This is a genomic window from Nocardioides limicola, from assembly GCF_016827675.1.
GTDB lineage: Bacteria > Actinomycetota > Actinomycetes > Propionibacteriales > Nocardioidaceae > Nocardioides > Nocardioides limicola.
The window spans coordinates 351,118-364,574 of record NZ_JAERJA010000002.1; the positions used below are offsets into that span (position 1 = coordinate 351,118).

A 13,457-nucleotide genomic window follows, 5' to 3' on the forward strand; every position below is an offset into this window, starting at 1 on the left:
GCCTCGTTCCTCGGCGGCACTCGATCACCGGGAGGCGGGATCTCGATACACCGCCTCGTTCCTCGGCGGCACTCGATCACCGGGAGTGGGTCAGGCGCCGAAGGCGATCATCACCACGCCGGCCAGGCCGACGAGCCAGGAGGCGAAGCTGCCGATCAGAAAGTACTCGGTGACATCGGACGGTCCCGGTTCGGCGGCTCCACGCTGGAGTTCGGGGAATCGGAGCAACCCCTTGGCCGCCACCACCACGACCGCCGCGGTGAGGTGCCCCAGGCCACCGAGGGTGACCAGGAAGAGCCGTTCCATCGGGCCGAGCACCCGCCCACCCTTGAGTTGTTTCTCGCCCGTGGTGGCCGGCACGCCGACGGCGTCGAGGATCAGCCTGACCACGATGTTGGCGGTCGACAGTTGCAGCAGCACCGCTGCCGCGAGGACCAGGCCGGTCGCCAACCCCTCGGTCTGCGCCGCCGTCGCGGCCATGTCATCGCCGCGCAGCGAGTCACACACCACACTGAGGGCGATGCCGGTACCGAGCGCCACGAAGGCGAGGGCCCGGGCCACGGCGCTCGATCGGGTCAGCGCCGCCGCCGAGGCGTGCACCCAGATCCCGAAGGCCACCACCCACACCAGCACCAGCCCCAGCAGCGCGGCACCACGCAGGTCGAGGAGGAGGGCGAGGAAGGCGAAGCCGAGCACGCCGAGCAGGTCGATGGCGAGTCGCCGCGATCCGGTGGTGTGGTCACTCCCGGCCCGCATCAGGTCGCACCCGGCGACGACCAGCACGAAGGCGGCCACGGCAAGCATCAGGTCTCCTCAGGGTCGTTCTCGGCGAGCATCGCATGCGCGTCCCGGACGGCGGCGATGCCGCGCGCGAACTGCTGGGAGACCGCCGAGGCCGAGATCCCCTCGAGCGCCGCGATCTGCTGCTGGGTCTGGCCAAGCAGCGCGAGCCTCAGCATCCGTCGGCCACGGTCGCTGAACCGGTCCACCAGCGCGTCCCGGGTGAGTAGGAACGGCTGCACCCACGCGTCGGGTCCGACGTACCAGGTGCGCGCGCCGGAGCGGGCCGGCGTCGCCAACTTCTCCAGCGCCTCGCGGGCCGCCCACCACCCCGGCCCGTCCTGGAGCAACGGCCGTCGGCTCGGGTCGTGCACGGTCACCTCACCCACACCCAGCCCACAGCGGACGTCCACGTGCTCGATCATCGCCAGCCTCACCAGAAGCCCGGCCAGGCAGGCCTTCGCGAGGGAGTCGAAGCCGCCCTGGTACTCGTCCCCGACCGTGGGCTCCAGCGACTGCACGGCCGGGACCACCGCGTTGACCTCGTCGAGCACACTGCTGAGCCGTCGCTGAACTCCGGGCCGGTCGGCCAGGCGCCGACTGCCGACGAGATCGCCGATCAGCGTGTACATGACTCCAGAGTATCGCTTCACTTCCGTGAAGTTAAGTCTATTCCTTGAGTCAGCGGCTTCGGGTCAGCATGTGGGTCATCAGCGACGCCAGCTCCGCGTAGGCGTCCGCATCGGACATGTCCAAGCGGGAGAAGGCCTCGCCCCGCTGGATCTCGAACATCGTCACCGCCACCATCTCCCCGACGAAGGACGCGTTCACCGTGCGGAACTCCCCGCCCTCGACCCCCGCCTCGATGAGCTCGCGGATCCGGGTGGCCGCCGCGACCGTGTGCTGCCGATAGACCTCGGCCGCGGGCCCGAATGCGGACAGATCCTCCATGAAGCGGCGCGACAGCGGGGTCAGGTAGTCGGCGACCCCGGCCAGGTAGCCCTGCACTCGCCCGGTGGCATCGTCCGCCTCCTGCACGCGCGCCTCGACCACCGGCACTGCAGCCCGGAAGTACTGCTTGACGACCTCGACGACGAGTTCCTGTTTGGTCGGCGCCAGCGCATAGAGGGTGGTCTTGGAGCAACGCAGCCGAGCTGCGAGGTCGTCGACCGTGAAGTCGGCGAAGCCCTCCGCGGCCAGCAATGCGACGAGCCGCTCCAGCAGGTCGACCTGACGTCGCGTGAGTCGCTGGGTCATGCGGCGCTCCCGAGTGGACGGACAGTACGTTGAGGCGTACGCTAGCACGATCTTTCGTATCATTCTTGAGGAGTCCCTGTGCCCGCCAGCCGTGTCCTGCCCACCCAGGAGGCCGCCGACCTGATCCACCTGGTCCGCGAGATCGCCACCAGGGAACTGCTCCCCCGGGCCGCGTCGGCCGAGGCGACCGAGGCGTTCCCGCGCGACGTCTTCCGGACCCTCGGCCAGGCCGGCGTCCTCGGACTGCCCTACCCCGAGGAGTACGGCGGCGGCGGGGCGCCGTACGAGCTCTACCTCCAGGTGCTCGAAGAGATCGGGGCCGTCTGGTCCAGCGTCGGCGTGGGGGTGAGCGTGCACGCGCTGAGCTGCTTCGGCCTGGCCACCCAGGGCACGCCCGAGCAGCGACAGCGTTGGCTTCCCCAGATGCTCGGCGGCGACCTGCTGGGCGCCTACTGCCTCTCCGAACCGCACGCGGGCTCGGACCCCGCTGCGATGCGCACCACCGCTCGTCGCGACGGCGACGACTATGTGATCAACGGCGTGAAGGCGTGGACCACGCATGGTGGCGAGGCCGACTTCTACAAGGTGATGGCCCGCACCAGCGATGACACCGACACGTCCCGAGGCGGCGGCATCTCCTGCTTCCTGGTCCCCGCGGACACACCGGGCCTGACAGCGGACGTGCCGGAGAAGAAGATGGGGCTGACCGGGTCCACCACCGCGACCATGCTCTTCGACCAGGTGCGCGTCAGCGCCGACCGCCGACTCGGCGAGGAGGGCGAGGGGCTGCGGATCGCGCTGGCCGGCCTGGACGCCGGCCGGCTGGGCATCGCGGCGGTGGCCACCGGACTGGCCCAGGGAGCCCTCGACCAGGCCGTCGCCTACGCGAAGGAGCGGGAGACGTTCGGACGGGCGATCATCGACCACCAGGGGCTGGCCTTCCTGCTGGCCGATATGGAGGCCGCCGTCCAGTCCGCGCGAGCGATGACGCTGCATGCCGCCCGGCTCAAGGACCGGGGACTGCGCTACGGGCGGGAGGCGTCGATCGCCAAGCTCGTCGCCACCGACAACGCGATGAAGGTGACCACGGACGCGGTGCAGGTCTTCGGTGGCTACGGCTACACCCGCGACTTCCCGGTGGAGCGGTACATGCGTGAGGCCAAGGTGATGCAGATCTTCGAGGGCACCAACCAGATCCAGCGGATGGTGATCGGCCGGTCGCTGGCCGCCGGGTCCCCGGGCCCGCTGCACGTCGCCGACCGGTGACCCGGCGTCCTCAGCGCGTGAACCAGCGGGCCAGCAGGGTGCCGTCGTCGGCGACCACGAGCTGACGCAGGGTGAGCGGCACGTCCACCGGCGCCCCGTCCGCCAGGCGCAGATGGTCCCCGGCCAGCAACCGCGCGACGGTGGTCAGGCACAACTCATCGACCAGACCGGCGGCGAGCAGGTCGCGGGCCAGACTGGGCCCGCCCTCGCAGAGGATCTGGGTGAGCCCCCGATCGACCAACGCGCGGCGCAGCGCCGTCAGATCCGGCGCGGCGTCACCGAGCAGCCAGGTCCGATCGGCACCCAACAACTCCCTCGTCTCGGCCAGGAACGGCGCGTCGGCACCGGTCGCCACCACCACCTGGCCGAGGTCGCCGGCGCGTAGCGAATCCGGCACCCGGCCGGAGCGGGAGACCACCACCAAAGGCTTCGGATTCGGGCGGTACTCCTCGTCGCGGATGGTGCCGGCACCGACGACCACCACGTCGGCGAGCTCCCGGAGCAGCCCGAAGACCCGATGATCGACCTCGTTGTTGATGCTCCGGCTGAGCCCGTCCGGTCCCTGCACCGCACCGTCCACGGTGGCCACGAAGTTCAGCCGCAGCCACGGGTCACCGCCGGGGGCGTAGGCGTCCGCCAGCTCCTCCTCGCCGAGATCGGCCCACTGACGCAGCACGGTCATCGGTCCATCATGCCGGGGAGCCGGTTCCTCGGCATCTGTCGGGTGCCAGACTGACCCGATGATCAGCCTGAGCGAATTGGCCCGCCTGCACGACGAGCATCGCTCGGAGCTGACCCACCCGGTGGCCACGGTCGACCTGCCCCACGGCGTACGCATCGGGGACGAGCAGGTGACGGTGATGGGCACCGTGAACCTGTCGAAGGACTCCACCTATCGGGAGAGCATCGCTCCGACCACCGCGTCGGCGATCCGACTCGGTCGGGTCCAGATCGCCCAGGGTGCTGCGATCGTCGACCTCGGCGCGGAGTCCTCGGCCACCCACGCCGCACGGGTCTCCCCCCAGGCCCAGCAGGACGCCCTGATCCCGGTGGTGGAGGCGCTGGCAGCCGAGGCAGTGGTCTCCGTGGAGACCTACCACCCGTCCGTGGTCGAGGCCTGCCTGGCGGCCGGCGCCAGGGTGCTCAACATGACCGGCCGCGACCACGAGGAGGAGATGCTCACCCTGGCCGCCGAGTACGACGCGGCCGTGGTGCTCTGCTACGGCGAGGCCGCCAACGTCCGGGAGACCTCGGAGATCCCGCTCACCGACGACCCGGTGCAGGCGCTGCTGGAGCATTTCGGACCGCGGCTCGAGCGCGCCCGCGAGCTCGGCGTCGAGCGGGTGGTGATCGACCCCGGGATGGGGTTCCAGTACCGCAACCTGACCGACCCCCACGTCCGGGTCCGCCATCAGGCCAACGTGCTGCTGAACTCGTTCCGGCTGCGTCCCCTAGCAGTGCCGGTGTGCACCGTGCTGCCGCACTCCCTGGACGTCTTCGAGGCCGAGTTCCGCAAGGCGGAGGGCTTCTTCGCGGTGCTCGCCTCCTTGGCTGGCGTGCAGTTGCTGCGGGTGCACGAGGTCGCCCACATCCGGGCCGTGCTGCACGCCCTCGCCGTGCTCAACCAGCGTTAGCCGGCGCGCCTCACCCGAGCCGGTCGGCCTCGTCGGTCGGCAGGAACTGGTCGGCGATCTGCGGCCAGGCGCCATCGATGACGGCGAACATGTCGATGTGTGTGGCCTTGTCCACGTGGGGCTTGTTCAGCTCCTTGGTGACCACCTTGACCAGGAACCGGCGCAGTTCGGCGTCCAGCCCGGCCACCTTCTGCAGCCAGGCGCTGCGGCGCTTGTCGGTGACCATGTCGAGCTTGACGTGCTGCTCGACCGGCGGGGTGATCTCCCAGACGATCATCAACGGCGGCTCGACCCGCACGGTCAGGATCAGCGGCACCAGCACCTCGGCCCGGAACCGATGCAGGTCCACGTTGATGTCGACCTCGAAGTCCGCGGTGAGCGGCAGGTACACCTGATAGCTGAGCCGCTCGCCGGGGATCTCGTGCCCGTACGTCGGTCGGAACTGGGCCAACGCGTTGATGGTGGCGAAGCGCCGCCCCGGGCCTGCCTTGATCGGGCCCAGGCTCAGGCTGTCGCCGAGCACCCGGTCGATCGACTTCATCACCCGATCGGTGTGCAGGATCTGACGGATGAAGCTCTCCCCGAACTCCCCGTAGGTCATCGGCTCCGCCCCGGGCTCCGTGGTGGACTCCGCCGCCACCTCGTCACCGGCTGCGGGCGGCTCGTCGAGGCCCGGAACCTGGTCGGCCCCGACCAGTTCCTCCAACCCCTCCAGCAGTGCGGCGGGCACGTCGGCCTCGGTCACGCCCATCTGCCCGTCCGGGCTCGGCTCGGTGGTCACGAGGCGAGACTGTAGCCCGAATCGACGCGTGCGGGGACCTCTGCCCGCCCGGCGCCCCGGGGAACAGCGTTCTCCGTGGCGGCAGTCAGCGGAGTTCGCGACGGCGCGGTTCGGGGGCCAGCCACCACGCGGCCAGCCCGCCACCGACGGCTCCGAAGAGGTGACCCTCCCAGCTCACCCCGGACTGACCGGGGAGCACTCCCCAGAGAGCGCCGCCGTAGTAGATGATCACCGCGACTCCGATCGCCAGATGACCGAGTCGGCGACTGAAGAGTCCGTAGAGCATCAGGTAGATCAGCCAGCCGAAGACCAGGATCGAGGCCCCGGCATGGATGGACTGGGGTGCCCCGACCACCCAGATGCCGACACCGCCGACCACCCAGACCACCAGGGTGACCATCAGCCAGCGGCCCACACCCGAGAGCAGGATCAGGAAGCCGAGCACCAGCAGCGGGCCGGTGTTGGCGATCAGGTGGCCCCACCCGAAGTGCAGCAACGGCGCGAAGAGCACACCGACCAACCCGTCCTGGGAGCGCGGTCGAACGCCCTGGGCATCCAGGGCGTTGCCGAAGATCACCACGTCGGCCGCCTCGACCAGCCAGAGCAGCGCCACGAACCCGACGATCCACACCAACGCCCGCTGCCACGCGGGCGTCGGTCGCCGGACCGGATCGTCGTACCCGTAGGTCATGCACCCCACCGTAGACAGGGGTTGGTGGCGGTGAATTAGTAGGATATCCTACTAATTACTAGGGTCACCTACTATCTTTCCCGGAGGATCCCGTGTCCACGCTGCACACCCCCGCTCACCAGGTGCGTCTGGTCACCGCCTCCAGCCTCTTCGACGGCCACGACGCCTCGATCAACATCATGCGGCGAATCTTCCAGTCCCAGGGTTGTGAAGTGATCCACCTCGGCCACAACCGGTCGGTCGCCGAGATCGTCGAGACCGCGATCGAGGAGGACGTGCACGGCATCGCCGTCTCCTCCTACCAGGGCGGCCACGTGGAGTACTTCGAGTACCTCGTGGAACTGCTGCGGCAACGCGGCGCCGGGCACATCCAGGTGGTCGGGGGTGGCGGCGGGGTCATCGTGCACGACGAGATCGCCCGGCTGCGCGACTGCGGGGTGACCATCTTCTCCCCCGAGGACGGCCAGCGGATGGGGCTGGCCGCGATGGTCAACTCGGTCGTCGCCGACTGCGACGTGGACCTGTGGCAGGCCGGGGCGGTCACCGCCGAGCAGGTGCTCAGCGGCGACCGTGCCGCCGTGGCCAGGGCGATCACCGGGGCCGAGACAGGGGAACTGAGCACCGACCTCGTGGAGCGGCTGCGGGCGGCCTCGGTCAGCCACCAGGTGCCCGTCCTCGGCATCACCGGCACCGGCGGCTCCGGCAAGTCCAGCCTCACCGACGAACTGGTACGCCGACTCCGCGTCGATCAGCAGGACAAGCTCCGGGTCGCCGTGATCGCGGTCGACCCGACCCGACGACGCGGGGGCGGCGCGCTGCTCGGCGATCGGATCAGGATGAACAGCCTCGACCTGGAGGGGCTCGACCGGGATCGGGTCTTCTTCCGAAGCCTGGCCACCCGCGGCGCCCACGAACTCCCCGCCCATCTCGACGACGTCCTCACCGTGGTCAAGTCGGCCGGCTTCGACCTGGTGATCGTGGAGACCCCGGGCATCGGCCAGGGAGACGCGGCGATCGTGCCGTTCGTCGACACCAGCCTGTACGTGATGACGCCGGAGTTCGGCGCCGCGTCACAGCTGGAGAAGATCGACATGCTGGACTTCGCCGACGTGGTGGCGATCAACAAGTTCGAGCGCCGCGGCGCGGCGGACGCGCTGCGAGACGTCGGCCGCCAACTGGTCCGCAACCAGGAGGCCTTCGGACAGTCCTGGGAGGACATGCCGGTCTTCGGCACCTCGGCGGCTACCTTCGACGACGACGGGGTGACCGCCCTCTACCAACACCTGCGCGGACTGCTCAGCGAGCGCGGTCTGGCCCTGGACGAAGGCACCCTCCCGGCGGTCACCGGGAAGCAGTCCACCCGGATCCAGCAGGTGCTGCCCCCGGAGCGCACCCGCTACCTGGCCGAGATCGCGCAGACGGTGCGCGACTACCACGCGACCACCGACGAACTGGCTGCCGCCGCCCGACGAGTGCAGTCGATCGAGGCCGTCCGGGCCGCTCTCGGGGTCGAGGTCGACGAGGTGGAGGAGCTCTGGAGCCAGGCCCGCCGGGGGCTGCCGGACGAGGTCGCCGACGAACTCGCCGCATGGCCGACCGTGGTCGAGTCCTTCCGCGGCGACGAGCGGGTGGTGAAGGTCCGCGACACCGAACTGCGCACCCGCCTCACCCGAGAGTCGCTCAGCGGTACGCCGATCCCCCGCGTCGCCCTGCCGGCGTACACCGACCATGGCGAACTGGTGCGCTTCTGGCGTCGGGAGAACCTGCCCGGCCGGTTCCCGTTCACCGCCGGGGTGTTCGAGTTCAAACGCGATGCCGAGGACCCGGCCCGGATGTTCGCCGGCGAGGGGGACCCGTTCCGCACCAACCGGCGGTTCAAGCTGCTCTCGGAGGACACGCCGGCGACCCGTCTCTCGACCGCGTTCGACTCGGTGACGCTGTACGGACGCGACCCGGACGAGCGCCCCGACATCTACGGCAAGGTGGGCACCTCGGGCGTCAGCGTGGCCACCCTGGACGACATGAAGGTGCTCTACGACGGCTTCGACCTGCTCGACCCGACCACGAGCGTGTCGATGACGATCAACGGACCGGCACCCACCGTGCTGGCCTTCTTCCTCAACACGGTGCTGGATCAGGCGGCCGAGCGGGGCATCGACGCGGCGACCGCACTGCAGACTGTGCGAGGCACCGTGCAGGCCGACATCCTCAAGGAGGACCAGGGGCAGAACACCTGCCTGTTCTCCACCGAGTTCTCGCTGCGGTGCATGGCCGACATCGCCGAGTGGTTCATCGAGCATCGGGTGCGGAACTTCTACTCGGTGTCGATCTCCGGTTATCACATCGCCGAGGCCGGGGCGAACCCGATCAGTCAGCTCGCCTTCACCCTGGCCAACGGATTCACCTACGTGGAGTCCTACCTGGCCCGCGGCATGGACATCGACGACTTCGCCCCGAACCTGTCGTTCTTCTTCTCCAACGGCATGGACCCGGAGTACTCGGTGATCGGCCGGGTCGCCAGGCGGATCTGGGCGGTGGCGATGAAGGAGCGGTACGGCGCCAGCGAACGCTCGCAGAAGCTGAAGTACCACGTGCAGACCTCAGGTCGTTCCCTGCACGCCCAGGAGATGGACTTCAACGACATCCGCACCACCCTGCAGGCACTGATCGCCATCTACGACAACGCCAACTCGCTGCACACCAACGCCTACGACGAGGCGGTCACCACGCCCAGCCAGGAGTCGGTCCGCCGGGCGATGGCGATCCAGCTCATCATCAACCGCGAGTGGGGGCTGGCGATGAACGAGAACCCGCTGCAAGGATCGTTCATCATCGACCAGTTGACCGACCTGGTCGAGGCTGCGGTGCTGACCGAGTTCGACCGGATCTCCGAGCGCGGCGGCGTGCTCGGCGCGATGGAGACCGGCTATCAGCGGGGCCGGATCCAGGACGAGTCGATGACCTACGAGCAACGCAAGCACGACGGGTCGCTGCCGATCATCGGTGTCAACACCTTCCGCCGCCCCGGCGACGACGGCACCCCGCAGCACGTCGAGTTGGCGCGTGCCACCGAGGACGAGAAGCAGTCCCAACTGCGGCGGCTGCGCGCGTTCCACACCGCACACGCCACCGACTCCGAGCAGGCGCTGGCGCGACTCAAGGAGGCTGCCACCGGCGGGGAGAACATCTTCGCGGCCCTGATGGATGCCGCGCGGGTCTGCTCACTCGGTCAGATCACCGAGGCGTTCTTCGAGGTCGGCGGTCAGTACCGCCGCAACGTCTGAGGCCCTCGCGCCATCAGGCTAGTACGTGTAGAAACCCCGGCCGGTCTTGCGGCCGAGGAGCCCGGCATCGACCATCCGGGCCAGCAGCGGCGGCGCGGCGTACAACGGCTCCTTGAACTCCTCGTACAGCGACTCGGCCACCGCCTTGGTGGTGTCCAGGCCGATCAGGTCCGCCAGCGCCAGCGGCCCCTGCGGGTGGGCGGCTCCGAGGACCAGGCCACGGTCGATGTCCTCGGCGGTGGCGAAGCCGGACTCCAGCATCCGGATCGCGGAGAGCACGAACGGGATGAGCAGCGCGTTGACGATGAAGCCGGCCCGGTCACCGGCCTCGATCGCGGACTTGCCCAGCACGGCCTCGACGAAGTCGCGGGCCCGCTCGGTGACCTCGGGCGCGGTGAGCAACGAGGGCACCAGTTCGACCAGGGCCAGCACCGGCACCGGGTTGAAGAAGTGGATGCCCAGCACGTGATGGGGCCGGGAGGTGACCACGCCGAGTTTCATGATCGGGATGGACGAGGTGTTGGAGGCCAGGATGGCGTCCGGGTCGACGACGATCTCGTCGAGCTGCTTGAAGAGGTCGATCTTGGCCGACTCCTCCTCGATGATCGCCTCGATGACCAGCTGCCGATCAGCCAGCGCCTCGAGGTCGGTGACCACGGTGAGGCGGGCGAGCACCTCGTCGGCCGAGGCGATCCGACCCTTCGCCGCAGCCCGGGCCAGCGACTTCTCCAGTCGCGCCAGGCCCGCCTTGGCCGCCCCCTCACTCGACTCCACCACGACCACGTCCAGGCCGGCGCGAGCACAGACTTCGGCGATTCCCGCACCCATCAGTCCACAGCCGACGACACCGATCTTCTGCATGGGCGCTACGCTCACTTCCGTTGGGATTCGATTCCAGATTCACGGTACTCAGTACCGTCGAGTAACCAGAACTCGAGGAGCACCATGTCCACGCGCGAACGGATCGTGGAGGCTGCCTTCGCCCTCTGCGCCGAACGGGGTTTCGACGCCACCACCGTCGATGACGTCGCCCGCCGCGCCGGGGTCGGGCGTTCCACGTTCTTCCGCAGTTTCGCGTCCAAGGAGGAGGTGATCCTTCCCGAGCTGGACGCCCTGCTGGGCGCCGTCGAGGCCCGACTGGCCGCGGCCCGCCCCGAGAGTGATCCGAACGCGGCCGTGCTGGCGGTGACCGAGGCCGCCCGGCTGGTGCTCCAGCACTATCTCGACGAGGGCGAACGCGCCCGGACCCGCTACCACCTGGTCTCCAGTGTCCCCTCGCTGCGGACCCGCGAAGTGGCCGGACAGATCGCCTTCCAGCGCGTGTTCCGCACCTTCCTCGGCACCTGGTTGGGTCCAGACGCGGAGAACGAGTTGCGTGCCGAGCTGGTGGCCAACGCGATCGTCACCGGCCACAACTTCGTCCTCCGACGCTGGCTGCGCGGCCTCACCGACACTCCCACGGAGGACTTCGACGCCGCGATGGCGATGGTTCGCACGGTGATGCCGGCCCCCTTCGGGCGAGCGATCGCGCCCTCGCCCACCCTGGCCGATCGCGCCCGCCGAGTCGCCGCCGACCTGGAGGCGCTGTTGCCCGCCCTGCACGACCTCGGCCCACCGGAGGAGTAGCGTGCCCTGCGTGCGGGACGACCTCGGTGACGCGATCGACCTCGTCGAGCCGGTACGCCGCGTGGTCTCGCTGGTCCCCTCCCTGACCGAGGCGTTGGCCAGCGTCGACCCCGGCGCGTTGGTCGGGGTCACCGACTGGTGCCCCGATCTCGCCGAGCCCGTGACCCGGGTGCGCGGCACCAAGAACCCCGACCTGGCCGTGATCAGGGCGCTGCAGCCGGATCTGGTGGTGGCGAACCGGGAGGAGAACCGGGAGTTGGATGTCCGCCGGCTCCGCGCCGCCGGCGTCCCGGTCTGGGTCACGGTGATCGAGTCGGTGCCCCAGGCCGTGGCCAGCATCCGCCGACTGCTCACCGCTCTGGACCGGGCCGAACCGCAGTGGCTCGGCGAGGCGGAGCGCCTCTGGTGCGGGACGCCACCTCCCGCCCGCGCCACCACGGTGGTGCCGATCTGGCGGGACCCGTGGATGGTCGTGGGACGGGACACCTTCGCCTCCGACCTGCTCGCCCGGGCAGGGCTGCCGAACGTCCTTGCCGACGCCGCCGACCGCTACCCCACGCTCACCGGGATCGAGGAGGTGCAGGCCAGCGGGGCGGATCTCGTACTCCTCCCCGACGAGCCCTATCGGTTCGGCCCCGACGATGCCGCCGAGTTCACCCACACCCCCACACAGCTGGTCTCCGGCAGACTGGTGACCTGGTACGGACCGTCGCTGGTCGAGGCGGCTGACGTGCTCGGGCGGATCGGGAGGAGCAGCGAGTGAGCAAGCGTTGGCCGGGATGGGTCTATGCCGAGGGCACCGAACCGGACTACCGGTTCAGTTTCGCCAACGAGCGCACGTTCCTCGCCTGGCTGCGCACCGCGCTGGCCCTGTTGGCGGCCGGGGTCGCCGTGGACGTCGTACCCCTGGATCTGGACGAGCCGGTACGTCGGGGGCTGGCCGCGCTGCTGGTCGGTCTGGGCCTGCTGGCTGCGGTGGCCGCCTGGCTGCGCTGGGCCGCTGCGGAGCGAGCGATGCGTCGCCGCCAGCCACTGCCTTCCTTCGGCTTCGCCGGCGTCCTCACCCTCTGCCTGGTGCTGGCCGGGGTGATCGTGCTGATGGTCGCCTGATGAGCGACGTGGGCCTGGCCAACGAACGCACCGCCCTCTCCTGGCAGCGCACCGCACTGGCTGTCACCGCGGGTGCGGCCATCGTTGCCCGGCTCACCGTCGACAGGCTGGGCACCTGGGCGCTGGTCGCCCTGGCAGTCGCGCTGGTGCTGGGACTCTGGATCTTCACCGAGTCCTGGCTCCGCTACGCAGACCAGGCAGGCACGAGGCAGCGGCCGGCCCGCCGTGGGGGTCGGGCGCCCGCTGTGCTGGCCCTGGCCACGGTGATGATCGGCGCCACCGAACTGACCGCAATCGCGCTCGGCGCTACAGGTCGGTGATCCTGATCCCGGCGTGGATCTTGTGGCGCCGGTTGATGGCGATCAGGTTCGCGGTGAGCGCCTCCACCTGACCGGCGTTGCGCAGTCGGCCACCGAAGACACCACGGACGCCGGGGATGGCCGAGGCCAGGTCGCAGACCAGGTCGCAGGCCTCGCGGTCCTCTCCCACCACCAGCACGTCGGTGTCGATCGAGGCGACCGCCGGGTCCTCCAACAGCACGGCGCTGACGTTGTGGAACGCACCCACCACCCGGGAGGCGGGCAGCAGCGCTGCGGCCTGTTGGGCCGCCGACCCCTCGGGCACGTCGAGAACGAAGGGGCCCTGCTTGTCGAAGCCGAGCGGGTTCACACAATCCACCACGATCTTGTCGGTCAGCACCGGCGCCAACTCGGCGACGAGCTCAGCGTGCCCGTCGAAGGGGACCACCAGCAGCACCAGGTCCCCGCGGGCGGCCGCTCCGGCGTTGTCGGCGCCGGTGACGGTCCCGCCGGTGGCTTCGGCCAGGTCGGCAGCGGCAGCCTCGGCGCGTTCCGCACTGCGACTGCCGAGCACGACATTCAGCCCGGCGGCGGCGAAGCGGCGCGCCAGTCCCCGGCCCTGTGGACCGGTGCCACCCAGCACGGCGATGGTCATCTGGGACAGCGGTGATTCGGCCACGGGTTCTCCTCAGGGGCGAGTGTCTGGGGATGGCAACCGTAGCGACCTGC

At 69.8% G+C, this 13,457-nt stretch carries 15 protein-coding genes; 7 read left to right on the forward strand and 8 right to left on the reverse strand.

The window, feature by feature from the left end; genetic code table 11:
* Positions 1–90: 90 nt before the first annotated feature.
* From JKG67_RS05605 to JKG67_RS05615, 3 genes are read right to left on the reverse strand one after another with little or no spacing between them, the layout of a single operon-like run.
* On the reverse strand, positions 91–804 hold the full coding sequence (locus JKG67_RS05605) for a hypothetical protein (RefSeq protein ID WP_203336283.1): 714 nt from the start codon (positions 802–804) through the stop codon (positions 91–93).
* Entirely contained in the window at positions 804–1,412 is a 609-nt protein-coding gene (locus JKG67_RS05610; protein ID WP_203336284.1) for a SatD family protein, read from the reverse strand. The genes JKG67_RS05605 and JKG67_RS05610 overlap by 1 nt, the downstream gene beginning before the upstream one ends.
* A 49-nt stretch (positions 1,413–1,461) precedes the next feature.
* The gene (locus tag JKG67_RS05615) at positions 1,462–2,037 is read right to left on the reverse strand and encodes a TetR/AcrR family transcriptional regulator (RefSeq protein WP_203336285.1); all 576 of its coding nucleotides are present in this window, start codon (positions 2,035–2,037) and stop codon (positions 1,462–1,464) included.
* A 78-nt stretch (positions 2,038–2,115) separates the two neighbouring features.
* Here JKG67_RS05615 and JKG67_RS05620 point away from each other — a divergent pair, with 78 nt between their 5' ends.
* A complete protein-coding gene (locus JKG67_RS05620) occupies positions 2,116–3,303 on the forward strand; it encodes an acyl-CoA dehydrogenase family protein (RefSeq protein ID WP_203336286.1) in 1,188 nt (395 codons plus the stop codon).
* Between the two features lie 10 nt (positions 3,304–3,313).
* Here JKG67_RS05620 and JKG67_RS05625 read toward each other — a convergent pair whose 3' ends face one another.
* The gene (locus tag JKG67_RS05625) at positions 3,314–3,985 is read right to left on the reverse strand and encodes a dihydrofolate reductase family protein (protein WP_203336287.1); all 672 of its coding nucleotides are present in this window, start codon (positions 3,983–3,985) and stop codon (positions 3,314–3,316) included.
* A gap of 58 nt (positions 3,986–4,043) precedes the next feature.
* Here JKG67_RS05625 and JKG67_RS05630 point away from each other — a divergent pair, with 58 nt between their 5' ends.
* Entirely contained in the window at positions 4,044–4,937 is an 894-nt protein-coding gene (locus tag JKG67_RS05630; protein ID WP_203336288.1) for a dihydropteroate synthase, read from the forward strand.
* A 10-nt stretch (positions 4,938–4,947) separates the two neighbouring features.
* Here JKG67_RS05630 and JKG67_RS05635 read toward each other — a convergent pair whose 3' ends face one another.
* Positions 4,948–5,718, reverse strand: coding sequence for a hypothetical protein (locus JKG67_RS05635; RefSeq protein ID WP_203336289.1), 771 nt, complete (start codon positions 5,716–5,718; stop codon positions 4,948–4,950).
* 85 nt (positions 5,719–5,803) lie between these two features.
* A complete protein-coding gene (locus JKG67_RS05640) occupies positions 5,804–6,409 on the reverse strand; it encodes a rhomboid family intramembrane serine protease (protein ID WP_203336290.1) in 606 nt (201 codons plus the stop codon).
* A 92-nt stretch (positions 6,410–6,501) separates the two neighbouring features.
* Between JKG67_RS05640 and icmF the strand changes: the two genes are divergently transcribed.
* Positions 6,502–9,693 carry a fused isobutyryl-CoA mutase/GTPase IcmF gene (icmF, locus tag JKG67_RS05645; RefSeq protein WP_203336291.1) on the forward strand — a complete coding sequence of 1,064 codons (3,192 nt, stop codon included), beginning with the start codon at positions 6,502–6,504 and terminating at the stop codon, positions 9,691–9,693.
* A gap of 18 nt (positions 9,694–9,711) precedes the next feature.
* Here the strand turns inward: icmF and JKG67_RS05650 are convergent, their stop codons facing one another.
* Positions 9,712–10,554 carry a 3-hydroxybutyryl-CoA dehydrogenase gene (locus JKG67_RS05650; RefSeq protein ID WP_238997974.1) on the reverse strand — a complete coding sequence of 281 codons (843 nt, stop codon included), beginning with the start codon at positions 10,552–10,554 and terminating at the stop codon, positions 9,712–9,714.
* An 84-nt stretch (positions 10,555–10,638) separates the two neighbouring features.
* Between JKG67_RS05650 and JKG67_RS05655 the strand changes: the two genes are divergently transcribed.
* From JKG67_RS05655 to JKG67_RS05670, 4 genes are read left to right on the forward strand one after another with little or no spacing between them, the layout of a single operon-like run.
* A complete protein-coding gene (locus JKG67_RS05655; protein ID WP_203336293.1) occupies positions 10,639–11,319 on the forward strand; it encodes a TetR family transcriptional regulator in 681 nt (226 codons plus the stop codon).
* A 10-nt stretch (positions 11,320–11,329) separates the two neighbouring features.
* The gene (locus JKG67_RS05660) at positions 11,330–12,082 is read left to right on the forward strand and encodes a helical backbone metal receptor (protein ID WP_203336294.1); all 753 of its coding nucleotides are present in this window, start codon (positions 11,330–11,332) and stop codon (positions 12,080–12,082) included.
* Positions 12,079–12,429, forward strand: a complete 351-nt coding sequence (locus tag JKG67_RS05665) for a DUF202 domain-containing protein (protein WP_203336295.1) — start codon at positions 12,079–12,081, stop codon at positions 12,427–12,429. Before JKG67_RS05660 ends, JKG67_RS05665 begins: the two co-directional genes overlap by 4 nt.
* A complete protein-coding gene (locus JKG67_RS05670; protein ID WP_203336296.1) occupies positions 12,429–12,749 on the forward strand; it encodes a DUF202 domain-containing protein in 321 nt (106 codons plus the stop codon). The genes JKG67_RS05665 and JKG67_RS05670 overlap by 1 nt, the downstream gene beginning before the upstream one ends.
* On the opposite strand, the gene npdG is transcribed toward JKG67_RS05670, so the two are convergent.
* Positions 12,736–13,407 (reverse strand): NADPH-dependent F420 reductase, encoded by a 672-nt coding sequence (npdG, locus tag JKG67_RS05675; protein WP_307816445.1) that lies wholly within the window; start codon positions 13,405–13,407, stop codon positions 12,736–12,738. The genes JKG67_RS05670 and npdG overlap by 14 nt on opposite strands.
* Positions 13,408–13,457: the final 50 nt, after the last annotated feature.